The 16962-nt window shown below is 71.0% G+C and carries 17 protein-coding genes and 1 pseudogene; 10 read left to right on the top strand and 8 right to left on the bottom strand.

The features are described 5' to 3' along the window. Positions 1-48: 48 nt before the first annotated feature. The 3 genes and pseudogenes from QE438_RS09680 to QE438_RS09670 form a co-directional block, all read left to right on the top strand. Positions 49-1698: pseudogene (locus QE438_RS09680) on the top strand (TonB-dependent receptor); the annotation flags it as partial. Further along, positions 1622-2431: a TonB-dependent receptor gene (locus QE438_RS09675; RefSeq protein WP_309736242.1), complete on the top strand. Its 810-nt coding sequence runs from the start codon at positions 1622-1624 to the stop codon at positions 2429-2431. The pseudogene QE438_RS09680 and the gene QE438_RS09675, both read left to right, overlap by 77 nt. 17 nt (positions 2432-2448) lie before the next feature. Further along, positions 2449-3363, top strand: coding sequence for a tyrosine-protein phosphatase (locus QE438_RS09670; RefSeq protein WP_306996024.1), 915 nt, complete (start codon positions 2449-2451; stop codon positions 3361-3363). Positions 3364-3439: 76 nt separating this feature from the next. Here the strand turns inward: QE438_RS09670 and QE438_RS09665 are convergent, their stop codons facing one another. Beyond that, positions 3440-4390, bottom strand: coding sequence for a helix-turn-helix domain-containing protein (locus QE438_RS09665; RefSeq protein ID WP_306996026.1), 951 nt, complete (start codon positions 4388-4390; stop codon positions 3440-3442). Positions 4391-4484: 94 nt separating this feature from the next. Here QE438_RS09665 and QE438_RS09660 point away from each other — a divergent pair, with 94 nt between their 5' ends. Beyond that, positions 4485-5429, top strand: coding sequence for an isochorismatase family protein (locus QE438_RS09660; protein WP_306996028.1), 945 nt, complete (start codon positions 4485-4487; stop codon positions 5427-5429). Positions 5430-5444: 15 nt separating this feature from the next. Here QE438_RS09660 and aroB read toward each other — a convergent pair whose 3' ends face one another. From aroB to QE438_RS09645, 3 genes are all read right to left on the bottom strand, one after another. Next, positions 5445-6557 carry a 3-dehydroquinate synthase gene (aroB, locus tag QE438_RS09655; protein ID WP_306996030.1) on the bottom strand — a complete coding sequence of 371 codons (1113 nt, stop codon included), beginning with the start codon at positions 6555-6557 and terminating at the stop codon, positions 5445-5447. Further along, the gene (locus QE438_RS09650; protein WP_130517171.1) at positions 6554-7099 is read right to left on the bottom strand and encodes a shikimate kinase; all 546 of its coding nucleotides are present in this window, start codon (positions 7097-7099) and stop codon (positions 6554-6556) included. Before QE438_RS09650 ends, aroB begins: the two co-directional genes overlap by 4 nt. 64 nt (positions 7100-7163) lie before the next feature. Next, positions 7164-7973, bottom strand: a complete 810-nt coding sequence (locus QE438_RS09645) for a kinase (protein WP_307183948.1) — start codon at positions 7971-7973, stop codon at positions 7164-7166. A 48-nt stretch (positions 7974-8021) separates the two neighbouring features. Here QE438_RS09645 and pdxH point away from each other — a divergent pair, with 48 nt between their 5' ends. The 3 genes from pdxH to QE438_RS09630 are packed head-to-tail and all read left to right on the top strand — an operon-like array spanning position 8022 to position 9953. Then, positions 8022-8636 (top strand): pyridoxamine 5'-phosphate oxidase, encoded by a 615-nt coding sequence (gene pdxH / locus QE438_RS09640; RefSeq protein ID WP_306996032.1) that lies wholly within the window; start codon positions 8022-8024, stop codon positions 8634-8636. A 55-nt stretch (positions 8637-8691) separates the two neighbouring features. Continuing rightward, the gene (aac(6'), locus tag QE438_RS09635) at positions 8692-9153 is read left to right on the top strand and encodes an aminoglycoside 6'-N-acetyltransferase (protein WP_306996034.1); all 462 of its coding nucleotides are present in this window, start codon (positions 8692-8694) and stop codon (positions 9151-9153) included. A 5-nt stretch (positions 9154-9158) separates the two neighbouring features. Further along, positions 9159-9953, top strand: coding sequence for an ABC transporter substrate-binding protein (locus QE438_RS09630; RefSeq protein WP_306996379.1), 795 nt, complete (start codon positions 9159-9161; stop codon positions 9951-9953). A 3-nt stretch (positions 9954-9956) separates the two neighbouring features. On the opposite strand, the gene QE438_RS09625 is transcribed toward QE438_RS09630, so the two are convergent. Further along, positions 9957-11327 carry an MFS transporter gene (locus QE438_RS09625; protein ID WP_306996036.1) on the bottom strand — a complete coding sequence of 457 codons (1371 nt, stop codon included), beginning with the start codon at positions 11325-11327 and terminating at the stop codon, positions 9957-9959. Positions 11328-11421: 94 nt separating this feature from the next. On the opposite strand from QE438_RS09625, the gene soxR reads away from it, so the two are divergent. Next, entirely contained in the window at positions 11422-11856 is a 435-nt protein-coding gene (gene soxR, locus QE438_RS09620) for a redox-sensitive transcriptional activator SoxR (protein WP_130517177.1), read from the top strand. Positions 11857-11875: 19 nt separating this feature from the next. Here soxR and QE438_RS09615 read toward each other — a convergent pair whose 3' ends face one another. The 3 genes from QE438_RS09615 to QE438_RS09605 form a co-directional block, all read right to left on the bottom strand. Continuing rightward, positions 11876-12346, bottom strand: coding sequence for a DUF4426 domain-containing protein (locus tag QE438_RS09615; protein ID WP_306996040.1), 471 nt, complete (start codon positions 12344-12346; stop codon positions 11876-11878). A gap of 5 nt (positions 12347-12351) precedes the next feature. Beyond that, positions 12352-13203, bottom strand: a complete 852-nt coding sequence (gene proC, locus QE438_RS09610; RefSeq protein WP_306996041.1) for a pyrroline-5-carboxylate reductase — start codon at positions 13201-13203, stop codon at positions 12352-12354. A gap of 685 nt (positions 13204-13888) precedes the next feature. Next, positions 13889-14542 (bottom strand): YggS family pyridoxal phosphate-dependent enzyme, encoded by a 654-nt coding sequence (locus QE438_RS09605; protein ID WP_306996381.1) that lies wholly within the window; start codon positions 14540-14542, stop codon positions 13889-13891. 128 nt (positions 14543-14670) lie between these two features. Between QE438_RS09605 and QE438_RS09600 the strand changes: the two genes are divergently transcribed. Then, positions 14671-15708, top strand: a complete 1038-nt coding sequence (locus tag QE438_RS09600; protein WP_130517185.1) for a type IV pilus twitching motility protein PilT — start codon at positions 14671-14673, stop codon at positions 15706-15708. A 120-nt stretch (positions 15709-15828) separates the two neighbouring features. Then, positions 15829-16959, top strand: a complete 1131-nt coding sequence (locus QE438_RS09595) for a PilT/PilU family type 4a pilus ATPase (RefSeq protein ID WP_130517187.1) — start codon at positions 15829-15831, stop codon at positions 16957-16959. The last annotated feature ends 3 nt before the right edge of the window (positions 16960-16962 follow it).

Below are 16962 nucleotides of genomic sequence, written 5' to 3'. Positions count from 1 at the left end.
CTGGTCGGGGGTGCCACAAGGCCGCGATGTTAGTCCATCCGAAACGGAATGAACGGTCATTCATTTGTCATCGCCGGCACACAGACTGCGTCCGCTTCCCGCCACCCCATCCCCACCCTCATGCCTCCCACGCCACGTTCCCGTGCCCTGCGTCCGCAGGCGCTCGCGCTCTCCCTTGCCGCCCTGTTGCCTTCGCTGTCGCTGGCCCAGCAGCAGGATGCCTCCACTCAGGGCCCGGCTCCCGGCGCCTCCGACGACAGCCGCGAGGCCGTCGAGCTGGACCAGGTCGTCGTCACCGCGCAGAAACGCGTCACCAACCTGCAGCAGACGCCGATCTCGGTCTCGGTCGCCGATGCCGAGGCCCTGAAGGACCGCAAGATCATCTCGCTGGGCAATCTGGCCGACGGCGCGATTCCCTCGCTGCGGGTCACGCCCTTCGCCACGCGCAGCTCGGCGCTGAACATCGGCATCCGCGGCATCGGCGCGGCCGCCGATGCCAACCAGCCGGCGCGCGACGCGGGCGTGGGCGTCTACGTCGATGGCGTCTTCCTGGGCCGCTCGCAGGGCCTGGGCGCCATGCTCTACGACGTGGAGCGCATCGAGGTGCTCAAGGGCCCGCAGGGCACGCTGTTCGGCCGCAACACCGAGGGCGGCGCGATCAGCATCGTGACCCGCCAGCCCACCGGCGAGCTCGGCGGCAGCCTCACCGCCGGGATGTCCAACTACGGCGGCTACAACACCGGGCTGCATCTAGACCTGCCCAAGGTCGGCGAGGTGAGCTTCAAGCTCGACGCGGTGCAGGCCAAGCGCGACGGCACCACGGACAATCCGATGCCGGGCCAGAAGGATTTCAACGCCTACTCCAAGCGCGGTGGGCGGCTGAGCGCGCTGTGGCAGCCCAGTGCGGGGTTCTCGGCGCTCTACGCCTACGACAATGCGTACGACGCCACCACGCCGTACCACACCCAACTGCTGGTCGCCGGCCCCTATGCCAGCCCGCTGCAGAAGGCCGGCGCCAGCACCGACCGGCGCGACAGCGCGATCCTCGGCGGCCCGCAGCGGCCCAATGTCGGCCGTACCGATGGCCACCTGCTCAACCTCAGCTGGGACCTGAGCGACGCGCTGACGTTGAAGTCGATCAGCTCCTACCGGGAACTGGAGCAGGGCCAGTTCGACATGGGCCTGATCGACGCGATCTCCACCTATTCCGGCGCGGGCCGGCCGTTCGCGCGCTACAGCTTGGCGCAGGTCTACCAGCACCAGTACAGCCAGGAGTTCCAGCTGATCGGCAACACCGCGCAGGTGGAGTATCTGGCCGGCGCGTTCTACTACCACGAGGCCGCCGGCGACAACGCGCAGACCCCGAACATGCTGGTGTGGGGACCCGGCGGCAACAGCTACACGCTCAACCCGGCCACCAATCCGCTGGACCTGCGCAAGGTGACCATCGACCGCGCGAGCAAGGCCTGGACCGACAGCCTGGGCCTGTTCGGCCAGGCGACCTGGACGCCCGCGTCGCTGGAGCGCCTGCATCTGACCGCCGGTGGCCGTTTCACCCGCGACGACAAGAACGGCCGGCTGTACATCGTCAACGGCGCCGGCACGGGGCTGCGCTTCGACGATGCGTGGAGCCGGTTCGATCCGATGGTCAACATCGCCTACGACCTGGGCGCGCAGGCGATGGTCTACGCCAAGTACAGCACCGGCTTCAAGGCCGGTGGCGCCAACTCGCGCTCGACCAATTACACCGCCTTCGATCCCGGAAGAGGTGACCGCCTACGAGCTGGGCCTGAAGTCGCAGTTCTGGGACAGCCGCGGCCGGTTCAACCTGGCGCTGTTCGATGCCACGGTCGAGCACAAGCAGGTGGACTTCACCTTGCCGTTCGATCCCAACAGCGGCGTCACCCGCACGACCGCGGTGACCACCAACGCGCTGGGCAAGGTCCAGTCGCGCGGCGCGGAGCTGGAGTTCTCGCTGATGCCTGTGGAGAACCTGACCCTGCGCCTGAGCCATGCCTATACCGACATCGACGCGTTGCGCACCGTCGACCCGTTCGGCGCCGGCGTGCAGGTGACGGTGCAGCCGCTGCTGGCGCCGAAGAACGCCAGCAGCCTGGCGGTGGACTACCTGGTGCCGCTGGCCAACGCCTCGGCGCTGAAGTTCCACCTGGACGGCAACTGGTCCGACGGCTTCTACACCTCCGAGTACGACCAGACCCTCACCGACCGCTCCACCGTGGTCAACGCGCGCGTCGCGCTGGTGGACGTGCCGATGGGTTCGGGTGGCGCGACGGCGGAGTTTTCGCTGTGGTCGCGCAACCTGCTCGACGAGCAGCACCTGTTCTACAAACTCAACAGCGCCGCGCTCGGCCAGACCGGCATCTTCAACGATCCGCGCACGTTCGGCCTCGACGTGACCGTCCACTTCTGATCCATCGGAGTCCGCAGATGAAGCTTTCCCATTCCCCGCTGGTCCTGGCACTGGCGCTGCTGTGCGCCTGCGCGAGCCAGCAACCGGCCCGTTCCACTGCCTCCGCACCGGCCCCGCCGCCGCCCAATCCGCCCGCGGCGGCCAAGGCCGGCAACGTGCAGCCGCTGCCCGACGACGCGCAGCGCGTGGTGCCGCTGCAGGGCGTCTGGAACGCCCGCAGCTTCGCCGGCCTGCAGGGGCGCGATGGCCCGATCCCGGCGGACGCGTTCCTGCGCACCGCCGACCTGGGGCGCGCGACGGCCGCCGACCGCGACGCGCTGGCCAAGGCTGGCGTGCGCCTGGATATCGACCTGCGCACCGCCGACGAGCAGGCGCAGTCGCCCGACCTGCTGGCCAGCGATCCGCGCTTCGACTATCAGCGCATCTCGCTGATGGGCGTGGAGAAGATCGACCTGGGCCAGATGATGAGCGGCTTCCCCGATTCGCTGGGCGTGGCCTATGTGCAGTGGCTGGGCCGCAATCAGCCGCAGTTCCGCCAGGTCTTCACCCGGATCGCCGCGCAGGAGCAGGGCACGGTGCTGTTCCACTGCACCGCCGGCAAGGACCGCACCGGGGTGATCGCGGCCCTGCTGCTGGACCTGGCCGGCGTGCCGCACGACGACATCGTGCACAACTACGCCATCTCGGCCCACTACCTGGAGGGCCAGCCGAAGGACAGCGCGATGAATGCGCAGCTCATGAGCGCGATCCAGGCCCATCCCGAGCTGGGTCGAAAGCTGGCCGGCATGGCCGGGACCGCGCCGCAGAACATGGAGCTTTTTCTGGAGACCCTGACGCGCCAGTACGGCGGTGCGGAGGGCTATCTGAAGACCATCGGCCTGAGCCAGGGCCAGATCGAGCGCCTGCGCGCACGCCTGGGCCAGGCCGGCTGATCCGGAGGTCGCCGGCCAGCCTTGGCTGTGGCCGGCCCAGCCGCATGAAGCGTCTGGGCTCACCGGCAGCGATGGTTCAACCGCGAAAGCTGCGCCGATAGGCCGAGGGCGAAGTGCCAAGCGTGGCGGCGAAGCGCTGGCGCAGCGAGACGGCGCTGCCGAATCCCGCCTCGGCCGCGACGCGATCCAGCGCCAGGTCGCTGGTTTCCAGCAGCCGCTGCGCGCGCGCCAGGCGCTGGTGCGCCAGCCAGTCGCCGAGGCTGGCGCCGGTCGCCTGGCGGAATCGCCGGGTGAAGGTGCGCCGGCTCATCAGCGCGCGCGCGGCCAGCGCGTCCACGTCCAGGCGCTGGTCCAGGTGGGTCATGGCCCATTCGAGCACCTGCGCCAGCCGTGCGTCGCCCGGGTCGGTGGGCAGCGGCTGCTCGATGTACTGGGTCTGCCCGCCCTGGCGATGCGGCGCGACCACCAGCCGCCGCGCGATGCGGTTGGCGACCTCGGCGCCGTACAGGCGGCGCACCAGATGCAGGCAGCAGTCGATGCCGGCCACGGTGCCGGCCGAGGTCAGCACGTCGCCGTCATCCACGTACAGCACATCCGGCTGCAGCCGCACCTGCGGATGGCGCCGGGCGAAGGTCTCCAGCGCGGCCCAGTGCGTGGTCGCCGGGCGGCCGTCGAGCAGCCCGGCATCGGCCAGCACGAAGGTGCCCAGGCACAGCCCCACCAGCTGCGCACCGGTGGCGTGAGCGCGGCGCAGCGCGTCGATCAGCGCCGCCGGCGCCGGTTCGTCCCGATCGCGCCAAGAGGGGACGATCACCGTGTCGGCGCCGTCCAGCCCCTCCAGTCCGTGGGCCGGCTGCACGCTGAAGCCGGCATCGGTGCGCAGCGGACCGGGCTCGGCCGCACAGACGCGCAGTTCGAAGGCGGGCAGGTCCGGCTCCGGGCGCGGCTCGAACACCTGGCACGGCACGGCCAGGTGGAAGGGACTGATGCGGTCGAAGGCGACCACGGCGATGCGATGCGGCGACATGGCCCGATTCTATCGAAAGTCGCACATCGGGCCACTCGTCGACCCCGCGACCGATGCCCAGACTGGCCGCCTTCTTTAACGAAAGGCTGCCGCCATGCCCGCTCCCCGTCGCGCTCTGCTGGTCATCGACGTCCAGAACGAATACTTCACCGGCCAGCTGCGCATCGCCCACCCGCCGGTGTCCGCATCGCTGCCCAACATCGTCCGCGCCATCGACGCCGCCCGCGCACAGGGGGTGCCGGTGGTGGTGGTCCAGCACACCATGGCGGCCGAGGCGCCGGTGTTCGCCGATGGCAGCGACACCTGGGCGCTGCATCCGGACGTGGCGGCCCGCCCGCGCGATCACCACCTCCTCAAGGCGCATCCCAGCGTGTTCACCGCCACCGACCTGGCCGCGTGGCTGGCCGCGCGCGACATCGATACCGTGACGGTGGTCGGCTACATGACCCACAACTGCAACGCGTCCAGCGTCTTCGAGGCCTTCCATCGCGGCCTGCACGTGGAAGTGCTCGGCGATGCCAGCGGCGCGCTGCCCTACGCCAACGCCGCCGGCCAGGCCAGCGCGGAGGAGATCCACCGCATCTTCAGTGTGGTCTTCCACAGCAACTTCGCCGCCGTGGTGAGCACCGAGGCCTGGATCGCGGCGCTGCAGGCCGGCCAGGCGCTGCAGCCGGACAATGTGCTGAGCTCCCACCAGCGCGCGCGGGCCGCCACGACCGAGCCGACGCCGACGGTGATCCGCAGCCGCGACTTCACCGGGACGCGCGCCTGGGAGGCCTTGCCGATCGCGCGGCTCGACGGCGTCGGCGTGCGCCTGCACTGGACCGACCAGCCGTATGTCTGGCACGTCAACGACGGGCAGGAGGTCTTCGCCGTGCTCGACGGACGCGTGCGGATGCACTGGCGCCAGGATGGAGCCGAGCAGACCGCGCTGCTGGAAGCCGGCGATGTCTTCCACGCGCCGGAAGGCACCGAGCACGTCGCCCATCCGCAGGGCGCGGCGCGGATCCTGGTGATCGAGCGCGAGGGCAGCCTCTAGCGGCGCGGCCTGGGCTCAGCCCATGCCGGCCAGCACCGGCAGTACCTGGGCCTCGTCCACGTCGGGCACCACCTCGGCCCTGCCGATGCCGCGCCACAGCACCAGGCGCAGGCGGCCGGCGATGTTCTTCTTGTCCAGGCGCATGCGCGCCAGCAGGGCCTGCGGCGACAGACCGGGCGGGATCTCGGTGGGCAGGCCGCAGGCGGTGAGCAGCGCGATCAGGCGCTCGGTGTCGGCGGCCTCGCTCATGCCCAGCCTGGCCGAAAGCCGCGCGGCCAGCACCATGCCCACGGCCACCGCCTCGCCGTGGTTGAGGTTGTCGTTGGCCACGCCGCCGTAGCCCTGTTCGGTCTCGATGGCGTGACCGAAGGTATGGCCCAGGTTGAGCAGGGCGCGCTCGCCCTTCTCCAGCGGATCGCGCGCCACGATCGCGGCCTTGGCCTCGCAGCTGCGTGCGATGGCGGTGGCCAGCGCGCCGGCATCGCCGTCCAGCAGCGCGGTGTGCTCTGCCTCCAGCCACTCGAAGAACAGCGGATCGCCCAGCGCGCCGTACTTGACCACCTCGGCCAGGCCGGCGCGCAGCTCGCGCGGCGGCAGCGTGGTCAGCGCGGTGGTGTCGGCGAACACCGCGCGCGGCGGATGGAAGGCGCCGACCAGGTTCTTGCCCTGCGGGATGTCCACCGCGGTCTTGCCGCCCACCGAGGAATCGACCATCGACAGCAGCGTGGTCGGCAGCTGGACCACGTCCACCCCGCGCATCCAGCAGGCCGCGGCGAAGCCGGCCAGGTCGCCGACCACGCCGCCGCCCAGGGCGAACACGCAGGCATCGCGGGTGGCGCCCAGTTCGGCCAGCGCCTCGATGGCCGCGCCGAAGTGGGCCAGCGTCTTGGACTCCTCGCCGGCCGGCAGCACGAAGCGCGCCAGCTGCAGCTCCGGGCGCGCCTCGCTCAGCGCCTGCGCCACCGCGTCGGCGTACAGCGGTGCCACGTGGGTATCGCTGACCAGCAGCGCATGGCGGCCGCGCACGTGCTGGGCCAGTTCCGCGCCGGCGCGCAGCAGGCTGGGGCCGATGTGGATGGCGTAGGGCGCGTCGCCGCCGACGTGGACGGTCTGGGTGGCGGGGGTCATGCGGTGGAAGCTCCGGTGGGTTGCCAGTCGCGCGCCAGCCGACCGACCAGGGCGGCGGTGGCTTCGCCCGGCGTGAGGCGGTCGGCGTCGAGCACCAGGTCGGCGACCTGGCGGTAGAGGGGATCGCGCACGGCGATCAGGTCGGTGAGCACCTGGCGGCGGTCGACGTTCTGCAGCAGCGGGCGGTTGCGGTCGCGGGCCACGCGCCGCAGCTGGGTCTCCACGTCCACGCGCAGGTAGATGACGAAGCCGCGCGCCTGCATCAGCGCGCGGTTGTCCGCATCGAGCACCGCGCCGCCGCCGCTGGCCACGACCTGGCCTTCGCCGGCCAGCAGCTGCGCCAGCGCCGCGCGTTCGCGGGCGCGGAAGCCGGCCTCGCCCTCGTGCTCGAAGATCTCCGGGATGCTCGACCCGGCGGCCTCGACCACGGCGTGGTCGGCATCGACGAAGCGCAGGCCGAAGCGTTCGGCGATGCGGCGGCCGATCGAGGTCTTGCCGGCGCCCATCGGGCCGACCATCACGAGGTTGGGGGCGGGATTCATCGCTCCGGATGATACTGGCGCCTCGCGCGCGCCGGCCACGGCCGTTGCAGGCGAAACTGCGGCCTCAGCCGGCGATCACCCGCCGCTGCGCGTCCACGCGGACCACGTGGTCGGCCAGCGTCGGCAGGGTGCGCAGCGCCTGGCGGCTGACACGCTCGTAGTGCTGGACGAAGCGCTCCAGCTGCGGGCGGGTCATGGCGCTGCGCTCGGGATGCTCGGCCTGCAGGCCTTTTTCGGCCTGCCAGCGCCAGTCCACGACATGCTCGAAGCCCGGCGGCTGCAGGAACCACAGCGCGTCGCAGGTCCGCCACAGCGCCGGGTAGTCGCGCGCCAGGGCGGCGTTGCAGTGGCTGCGCCAGGTGGCGTCGCGGTCCTCGTCGCGCTCCAGCGCGTTGATCGGCGCCACCAGGGCGGCCTGCGCCTGGGCCGGCGTGCCCAGGCACCAGCCATCGAAGATCACCAGATCCACCGGCCCGTCCAGCCGCGGCCAGGTCGATTCGGCCGCGCGGTCGTCGGCCAGCTTGTCGAAGCGTGGCAGCGCCACCGGGCGGCCCTCGCGCAGGGCCTGCAGCGTGTGCAGGGCCAGCGGCAGGTCGTGGGTGCCGGGCGGGCCGCGGGTGACCAGCAGCGGGTGCACCTGGCGCGCCAGGGCCTGGCGCGCGGCGCGGGTCAGGTAGAAGTCGTCCAGCGACAGCACCGCGCTGCGCAGGCCTTCGCGCTGCGCGGCCTGCGCCAGCTGCGCGGCCAGCGTGGACTTGCCGGTGCCCTGCAGCGCCGACAGGCCCCAGACCGGCACCGCCTGCGGCAGCGCACGCGCGCTGCGCAGCGCCGCGGATACCAGTGAATCGGGGAAGCCGTGCGTGGGATGCGTCATCGCGCGACAATAGCGCACCGCCTGCGGGCCGCTGCCGTATCCAACCAGATGAGCGAAGTGCAAGTCGATCTGTACGCCGAAGCCCTGAACACCTTTTCGGCCCTGTACGAAGAAGCCCGCCAGAGCGGCACCGAGCCCGAGTACAACGCCATGAGCGTGGCCACCGCCACGCTGGACGGCCATCCCTCGCTGCGCACCGTGCTGCTCAAGGCGCACGACGCGCGCGGCCTGGTGTTCTACAGTCATCTGGACAGCCAGAAGGGCCGCGAGCTGCAGGCCAATCCGCGCGCGGCGCTGCTGCTGCTGTGGCGCACGCTGCGCGAGGCCGGCATCCAGGTGCGCATCGAAGGCGCCGTGCAGCTGGTCACCGATGCCGAGGCCGATGCCTACTTCGCCACGCGTCCGCGCGAGAGCCAGCTCGGCGCCTGGGCCTCGGCGCAGTCGCACACGCTGAAGGACGCGGCCGAATTCCACGATCGCCTGGCCCAGGTCGAGGCCGAGTTCGACGGCGGCCCGGTGCCGCGTCCGGATGGCTGGACCGGGTTTCGCGTGGTGCCGGACAGCTTCGAGTTCTGGTACGGGGCCAGGTTCCGCCTGCACGAGCGCTGGCGCTATAAGCGCGCGCCGGACGGCCACTGGTCCAAGCGGATGCTGTTTCCTTGATCGCCCGCCTGCGGCGCCTGTCGGGGCACCGGCCGACCGTCCTGTTGCCGCTGTCTTGAGCGCCGCGTTCTCGATCCGCCCGGCCAGCGCGCAGGACCTGCGCGCCTGGGCCAGCCTGCAGGGCGAGCTGTGGCCCGACCAGGACCTGGACGCCCGCGCGCACGTGGCCGAGGCGCTGCAGCGCGCCGAGGCCGGCAACTTCCTGGCCTTCGCCGCGGACGGCACGGCGGTCGGCTTCGCCGAGGCCGCGCTGCGCAACGACTACGTCAACGGCACCGACAGCTCGCCGGTGGCCTTCCTGGAGGGCTGGTACGTCAATGCGCACTGGCGCGGTCAGGGCGTCGGACGCGCGCTGCTGTCGGCGGTGCGGCACTGGGCGCAGGCACAGGGCTGTACCGAGCTGGCCTCCGACACCGCGCTGGACAACGTGGCCGCGCAGCGCGCGCATGCCGCGTGCGGCTTCGCCGAGACCGAGCGCGTGGTGTACTTCCGCATGTCGCTGGACGACGAGGCCTGATGGCGATCGGCCCGCGCCGCATCGTCTGCCTCACCGAGGAGCCCTGCGAGACGCTGTACGCGCTGGGCGAATCGGCGCGCATCGTCGGCATCAGCGGCTTCACCGTGCGCCCGCCGCAGGCGCGGCGCGAGAAGCCCAAGGTCGCCGCGTTCACCAGCGCCAACCTCGACAAGATCCTGGCGCTCAAGCCGGACCTGGCGATCGGCTTCTCCGACATCCAGGCCGAGATCGCCGCCGCCCTGGTCAAGGCCGGCGTGGAGGTGTGGATCGCCAATCACCGCAGCGTGGCCGGCATCGTCGATTACGTGCGCCGGCTCGGCGCGCTGGTCGGCTGCGCGGCGCGCGCCGAGGCGTATGCCGGCGCGCTCGAGCGCGGCCTCGATGCCATCCGCGCGCAGGCCGCGTCGCTGTCGCAGCGGCCGATGGTGTACTTCGAGGAATGGGACCAGCCCCTGATCACCGGCATCCAGTGGGTGGCCGAGCTGATCGAGATCGCCGGCGGCCGCGACGCCTTCCCCGCGCTGTCGCGCGAGCCGCTGGCCAAGGGCCGCATCCTGGCCGATGGCGCGCCGGTGATCGCCGCGGCGCCGGACATCATCCTGGGCTCGTGGTGCGGCAAGCGCTTCCGCCCCGAGCAGGTGGCCGCGCGGCCCGGCTGGAACGCGATCCCCGCGGTGCGCGAGGGCCAGCTGCACGAGATCAAGTCGCCGCTGATCCTGCAGCCCGGCCCGGCCGCGCTGACCGACGGCGTGCAGGCGATCGCCGCGATCATCCAGGCCTGGAGCCGCCGAACGCGCTGACGCTCAGGCGGCGCCGGTGCGGCGCGCCAGCCACAGCGCCACGCCCGCGCAGCCCAGCGACAGCGCGAACGGCGCCGCATGCGCCAGCAGCGGCGCGCGCGCCAGCAGGGCGGCGAACACCGCCCCGCCGATGGTCAGCATGGTGGCCACCGTCACCGCTTCGCACAGCTGCAGCGCGGCGCTGTTGCGGCCCTGCTCGGCCGGCGGCGACAGCGACAGGGTCAGCACCGACAGGCTGGCGTAGAGCAGGCCCATGCCCAGTCCGGTGCAGGCCCAGCCGAGGATCGGCACCAGGACCGGCAGCGCCGGCCAGGCCGCGGCGACGGTGGTGGCCACGCCGATCGCCAGCAGCGCGCAGCCGGCGCGCACCAGGGTCTGGCGACGCAGGCGCGTCTGGTGACCCTGGAACCACGAACCGCAGAACCAGCCCAGCGCGCCCACGCTCAGCGCGATGCCTGCCCGGGTGGGCGACAGGCCGTGGGCCTGGCCCAGCACCAGCGGCAGGAAGGCCTCGCTGCCGAAGAACGCCGCCGCGGCCACGCCGCGCAGGCCGATCACGCTGGCCAGCCCGCGCGCCCCGCGCAGCGTGCCGCGCGGCAGCAGCCGCCAGACGCTGACCAGCAGCAGCGCCAGGGCGGGCAGCAGCACCAGCGCGGCGCGTGCGCCCGGCAGGTGGGCGGCCACTGACAGCGCGCATACGCCGATCGCCGCGCCGACGGCCCAGCCGATCGCATGTCCCGGCGCGCCCGCCTGCTTCGACGCGGGCAGGGCCGCCAGCGCGGGACGCAGCAGCCAGGCCGCCGGAAGCGCCAGCACCGGCACCGCCAGGAACACCCAGCGCCAGCCCAGGTGCTCGACCACCAGCCCGCTCAAGGCCGGACCGATCAGCGAGGGCACCACCCAGCCCGCGGAGAACGCCGCGAAGATCTTCGGCCGCAGCGCCTGCGGATACTGCCGGCCGACCAGCACGTACAGCGATACCGACAGCGCGCCGGCGCCCAGGCCCTGCACCAGGCGCCCGGCGATCAGCATCGGCATGCCGATCGCCAACCCGGCCAGCAGCAGGCCCACGACGAAGCAGGCCAGCCCGCCCCACAGCGCACCGGCCGGGCCGCGCCGGTCGCACCAGCGCCCGGCCACGGTCATGCCGACCACGCTGGTGGCCAGTGTGCTGCCGAAGGCGAAGGCATACAGCGGCAGTCCGTTCAGCGCCGTGGCCACCGTCGGCATCGCCGCGGCGATGGCCAGGGCCTCGAAGGCGCTGAGCGAGACCAGCGCGACCATGCCCAGCGTGGTGGCCCGGTAGCGCGGCGCCAGGACCGAAGTGACGGCGATGCCCTGCTCGGGCGTGGAAGTCGAAACGGAAGCACGCATGCAAACTTTGCTCTCTAGGCGCCGCGGCGGACACGCTTGCCTGGCGGCGGCGGGGACGGCAGCATGCAACCTCAACTTTGCTTGAGGTCAAGCCATGCAGGAACTGGCGGTCGGCGAGGTGGCCCAGCGCAGCGGCATGGCGGTGTCGGCGCTGCACTTCTACGAGAAGAAGGGGTTGATCCGCAGCCTGCGCACCGCCGGCAACCAGCGGCGCTACCGGCGCGATGTGCTGCGGCGTCTGGCGGTGATCCGCGTGGCCCAGCGCGTGGGCGTGCCGCTGGAATCGGTGCGTCGCGCCTTCGACGCGTTGCCCGAATCGCGCACGCCGACCCGGGCCGAGTGGGCACGCATGTCGGCCGCCTGGAAGCACGAACTGGATCAGCGCATCCTCGCCCTGCACCAGCTGCGCGACCAGCTCACCGACTGCATCGGCTGCGGCTGCCTGTCCCTGCGCCGCTGCCGGCTGAGCAATCCGGGCGATGCGCTGGGCGCCCAGGGCGATGGCCCGCAGCGGTGGCAGGTGGAGTAGGGCCGCCTTCGAGGGCGCTTCAGAAACTGCGTTCGAAGCGCAGCGGACCGCCGCCGATGTCGCTGGCCACGTCCAGCTCGAAGCGCAGCGTGTCGCGCGGGCTGATCTCCACGCTGCCGACCTGATCGACCGCATCGCCGGTCCGCAACGGCTTGAAGGTGATCTGCTGGCGACGGCCGGACAGATCCACCGCCACACCGCGCACGCTGCCCTGGACCGGCACCTCGTCGTCGCCCCGCCGCTGCCGCAGCGCCACGATCACCAGCGCCCGGCCGGCGCCGCGGTCCAGTCCGTAGGCCTGGGCGGCCGATTCGGGCAGGGCCAGGCTGGGCAGCGCGTTGTAGCGCACCTGCAGCGCGCCCAGCGTGCGCACGCTGTCCACCGGCGCCACCGGCTGCACGCGCTGCGGCGCCTGCCCGCCCGAACATGCGGCCAGCGCCAGGAGGCTCGCCAGCGGCAGGACCAAGCGCGAGGGCAGACGCGCCGGCACGGCGATCAGTCGTTGGCCGCCGACAGTTCGCCGCCGCGCCGCGCGGCCGCGGCGATGGCCTGCGCGGTCAGCGCCTCGAAGCCACCGGCCTGGAAGGTCTCGATCGCGGCCTGGGTGGTGCCGTTGGGCGAGGTCACGCGCCGGCGCAGTTCGGCCGGCGGTTCGCCCGCCTCGGTCAGCATGCGCGCCGCGCCGAGCACGGTCTGCAGCGTCAGCGCACGCGCCGCTTCGGCGGGCAGGCCCTGGGCGATGCCGGCCGCCTCCATCGCCTCGGCCAGCAGGAAGACATAGGCCGGCCCGCTGCCGGACACGGCGGTGACCGCATCCATCTGCGCCTCGGTGTCGATCCACACGGTCGGGCCGGCGCTGGAGAGCAGGGCATCGGTGCGCGCACGCCCGGCGTCGTCGACCTGCGGCGTGGCGAACAGACCGGTCACGCCCGCCCCCAGCATCGCCGGCGTGTTGGGCATGGCGCGCACCACCGCGACCTCGCCACCCAGCCAGCGCGAGAGCTGCGCGGCGGTGATGCCGGCGGCGATCGAGACCACCAGCGGCTTGGCCGACTGCGCCGCAGTGGCCAGGCCTTCGCACACCCCGCGCATCACCTGCGGCTTGACCGCGAACAGCCACAGCGAGGCGCCCTGCACGGCCTCGCCGGCCTCCGCGAACACCTGCACGCCGAACTGCCGGGCCAGGCCATCGCGCAGCTCGGCCACCGGCTCGGCCACGCGGATGCTGGCCGGCGCCGCCCCGCGTGCGATCAGCCCGCCGATCAGGCTGCGCGCCATGTTGCCGCCGCCGATGAAGGCGACCGTGTCGACGGCCGGCGCTGCGGATTCGGAACTCGATACGGTCATGGCGGCCTGATGCCCGGTGCGGTGAAGGATCGCCCGGATTATCGCCGTTCCCGGCGCACCGATGTGGGAGCCCCCTTTAGGACCTCTTTCCTCTTTGAAGCCTCTTCCCCCTGTGGGAGCCGCCATGGCGGCGATGAGGCTTTCCCGGTAGAGCCTCGCGCCGCCATTGGCCAAAAAGGCCGCGAGGGCGGCTCTTACCTGTAGAGCGGAGCTTGCTCCGCTGCTCTTCGTTCGGTTCGTGGGAAGGCCCCAGCGGAGCAAGCTCCGCTCTACACGCAGACCGCTGCGAGATTTGAGAGACAGTGGCTCCCACCAAGCGTCAGGCCTTGACCGGCCGCGCGCCGAACAGGGCGGTACCCACCCGCACCATGGTCGGGCCTCAGCCACGGCCAGCACGCAGTCCTCGCTCATCCCCATCGACAACGTATCCATTGCGGCGCGGCGTGGCGCATTCATGTAGTCGCTTCGCCTTGCTCCTGTGGGAGCCGCCATGGCGGCGATGAGGCTTTCCCGGTAGAGCCTCGCGCCGCAATTGGCCAAAAAGGCCACGAGGGCGGCTCTTACCTGTAGAGCGGAGCTTGCTCCGCTGCTCTTCGTTCGGTTCGTGGGAAGGCCCCAGCGGAGCAAGCTCCGCTCTACACGCAGGCGGCTGCGAGATTTGAGAGACAGTGGCTCCCACCAAGCGTCAGGCCTTGACCGGCCGCGCGCCGAACAGGGCGGTGCCTACCCGCACCATGGTCGCGCCCTCGGCCACGGCCAGCGCGCAGTCCTCGCTCATCCCCATCGACAGCGTATCCACGCCGGCGTGGCGCGCCGCCAGCGCATCGAACAGCTGCTTCATGCGCACGAACGCGGCCCGGCGCAGCGCCGGATCCTCGTGCGGCGCCGGGATCGCCATCAGCCCGCGCAGCGCCAGCCGCGGCTGCGCGGCGATCGCCTCGGCCAGCGACTCGACTGCTTCGGGCGCACAGCCATGCTTGCTGGATTCATCGTCGATGTTGACCTGGATCAGCACGTTGAGCGGCCCGCGCTGCGGCGAGCGCGCCGCCGCCAGAGCCGCGACCAGCTTGGGCCGGTCAACCGTCTGCACCCAGTCGAACAGCTCCGCCGCCAGGACCGCCTTGTTGGACTGCAGATGGCCGATCAGATGCCACTCCAGCGCCAGCGCGGACAGCTCGGCCCGCTTGGCCTGCGCCTCCTGCACATAGTTCTCGCCGAACACGCGCTGGCCCGCGGCGGCCAACTCGGCCACCGCCTGCGCCGGATGAAACTTGGACACGGCCACCAGCGTGGGCATGGGCCGCTTGGCCGCGTCGGCTGCGTTCCGCAGCCTGTTCAGGGTGTCGCTCAGACGCTCGGAAAGCACGGTAAACAGGCCCGTTGGCAGTGTCGGGAAGGGCGCTATACTGCCTTTCGGGGATGTAGGGTTCCAGTTCGCAACACTTTCCACAGGGGCAAACCAGACGCATGGATATCGCCGAACTACTGGCCTTCTCGGTCAAGAACAAGGCCTCGGACCTGCATCTGTCCGCCGGGCTGCCGCCGATGATCCGCGTGGATGGCGACGTGCGCCGCATCAACATCCCCGCCCTGGATCACAAGCAGGTCCACGCGCTGGTCTACGACATCATGTCGGACAAGCAGCGCCGCGATTACGAGGAATTCCTCGAGGTCGACTTCTCCTTCGAGATCCCCTCGCTGGCGCGCTTCCGCGTCAACGCCTTCAACCAGAACCGCGGCGCCGGCGCGGTGTTCCGCACCATCCCGTCCGAGGTGCTGACCCTGGAGGACCTGGCCTGCCCGCCGCTGTTCCGCGAGATGGTGCAGCAGCCGCAGGGCCTGATCCTGGTGACCGGACCGACCGGCTCGGGCAAGTCGACCACGCTGGCGGCGATGATCGACTACATCAACAAAAGCGAATACGGCCACATCCTCACCGTCGAGGACCCGATCGAATTCGTCCACACCTCGCAGAAGTGCCTGATCAACCAGCGCGAGGTGCACCGCGACACGCACGGCTTCAACGAAGCGCTGCGCTCGGCGCTGCGCGAGGACCCCGACTACATCCTGGTCGGCGAGTTGCGCGACCTGGAGACCATCCGCCTGGCGCTGACCGCCGCGGAAACCGGCCATCTGGTGTTCGGCACCCTGCACACCAGCTCGGCGGCCAAGACCATCGACCGCATCATCGACGTGTTCCCCGCCGGCGAGAAGCCGATGGTGCGCTCGATGCTGTCCGAATCGCTGCGCGCGGTGATCAGCCAGGCGCTGCTGAAGAAGGTCGGCGGCGGCCGCACCGCCGCCTGGGAAATCATGGTCGGCACCCCGGCCATCCGCAACCTGATCCGCGAGGACAAGGTCGCGCAGATGTATTCGGCCATCCAGACCGGCCAGCAGTACGGCATGATGACCCTGGACCAGCACCTGCAGGACCTGGTCAAGCGCAGCCAGATCACGCGCCACCAGGCCAAGGAATACGCCAAGGACAAGCGGTTGTTCGAGTAGTGGGGATTGGGGATTCGGGATTGGGGATTCGTAAAAGCGGTCCTCTTCCCGATCCCGGCGTCGCCCGCTCCTCCCAATCCCGAATCCCCAATCCCGATTCCCAGCTCCGAAGGAGCACGCATGAGCGCCATCGACTTCACCTCGTTCCTCAAGCTGATGGCGCATCAGAAGGCGTCGGATCTGTTCATCACCTCGGGCATGCCGCCGTCGATCAAGGTGCATGGCAAGCTCACCCCGATCACGCAGACGCCGCTGACGCCGCAGCAGTCGCGCGACCTGGTGCTCAACGTCATGACCCCCGCCCAGCGCGAGGAGTTCGAGAAGACCCATGAGTGCAACTTCGCCATCGGCGTGGCCGGCGTGGGCCGCTTCCGCGTGAGCTGCTTCTACCAGCGCAACCAGGTGGGCATGGTGCTGCGCCGGATCGAGACCAAGATCCCCAGCGTCGATGAGCTCAACCTGCCGCCGGTCATCAAGACCCTGGCGATGACCAAGCGCGGCATCATCATCTTCGTCGGCGCCACCGGCACCGGCAAGTCGACCTCGCTGGCGGCGATGATCGGCTACCGCAACCAGAACTCGACCGGCCACATCATCACCATCGAGGACCCGATCGAATTCGTGCACAAGCACGAGGGCTGCATCATCACCCAGCGCGAGGTCGGCATCGACACCGACAGCTGGGAGAACGCGCTGAAGAACACGCTGCGCCAGGCGCCGGACGTGATCATGATCGGCGAGGTGCGCACCCGCGAGGGCATGGACCACGCCATCTCCTTCGCCGAGACCGGCCACCTGGTGCTGTGCACCCTGCATGCCAACAACGCCAACCAGGCGATGGACCGCATCATCAACTTCTTCCCCGAGGACCGCCGCAGCCAGCTGCTGATGGACCTCTCGCTCAACCTCAAGGGCGTGGTCGCCCAGCAGCTGGTGCCGACCCCCGACGGCAAGGCGCGCCGGGTGGCGATGGAGATCATGCTGGGCACGCCGCTGATCCAGGACTACATCCGCGACGGCGAGATCCACAAGCTCAAGGAAGTGATGAAGGAGTCCACCAATCTGGGCATGAAGACCTTCGACCAGAGCCTGTTCGAGCTCTACCAGGCCGGCGAGATCTCCTACGAGGACGCCCTGCGTTACGCCGACTCGCAGAACGAGGTGCGCCTGCGCATCAAGCTGGCTCAGGGCGGCGACGCGCGCACCCTGGCCCAGGGCCTGGACGGCGTTGAGGTCGCCGAGGCGCGCTGAGTC

The organism is Pseudoxanthomonas sp. SORGH_AS_0997 (genome assembly GCF_031453535.1).
Classification (GTDB): domain Bacteria; phylum Pseudomonadota; class Gammaproteobacteria; order Xanthomonadales; family Xanthomonadaceae; genus Pseudoxanthomonas_A; species Pseudoxanthomonas_A winnipegensis.
The sequence above is the reverse complement of the archived record's forward strand: the minus strand, read 5'-3'. Positions and strand labels throughout refer to the sequence as shown.

Bases quoted from the DNA above. Each gene is read 5' to 3' on its own strand.
- QE438_RS09675 (WP_309736242.1), top strand. From the start codon at position 1,622: ATGCGTGGAGCCGGTTCGATCCGATGGTCAACATCGCCTACGACCTGG.
- QE438_RS09670 (WP_306996024.1), top strand. From the start codon at position 2,449: ATGAAGCTTTCCCATTCCCCGCTGGTCCTGGCACTGGCGCTGCTGTGC.
- QE438_RS09665 (WP_306996026.1), bottom strand. From the start codon at position 4,390: ATGTCGCCGCATCGCATCGCCGTGGTCGCCTTCGACCGCATCAGTCCC.
- QE438_RS09660 (WP_306996028.1), top strand. From the start codon at position 4,485: ATGCCCGCTCCCCGTCGCGCTCTGCTGGTCATCGACGTCCAGAACGAA.
- aroB (WP_306996030.1), bottom strand. From the start codon at position 6,557: ATGACCCCCGCCACCCAGACCGTCCACGTCGGCGGCGACGCGCCCTAC.
- QE438_RS09650 (WP_130517171.1), bottom strand. From the start codon at position 7,099: ATGAATCCCGCCCCCAACCTCGTGATGGTCGGCCCGATGGGCGCCGGC.
- QE438_RS09645 (WP_307183948.1), bottom strand. From the start codon at position 7,973: ATGACGCATCCCACGCACGGCTTCCCCGATTCACTGGTATCCGCGGCG.
- pdxH (WP_306996032.1), top strand. From the start codon at position 8,022: ATGAGCGAAGTGCAAGTCGATCTGTACGCCGAAGCCCTGAACACCTTT.
- QE438_RS09625 (WP_306996036.1), bottom strand. From the start codon at position 11,327: ATGCGTGCTTCCGTTTCGACTTCCACGCCCGAGCAGGGCATCGCCGTC.
- soxR (WP_130517177.1), top strand. From the start codon at position 11,422: ATGCAGGAACTGGCGGTCGGCGAGGTGGCCCAGCGCAGCGGCATGGCG.
- proC (WP_306996041.1), bottom strand. From the start codon at position 13,203: ATGACCGTATCGAGTTCCGAATCCGCAGCGCCGGCCGTCGACACGGTC.
- QE438_RS09600 (WP_130517185.1), top strand. From the start codon at position 14,671: ATGGATATCGCCGAACTACTGGCCTTCTCGGTCAAGAACAAGGCCTCG.
- QE438_RS09595 (WP_130517187.1), top strand. From the start codon at position 15,829: ATGAGCGCCATCGACTTCACCTCGTTCCTCAAGCTGATGGCGCATCAG.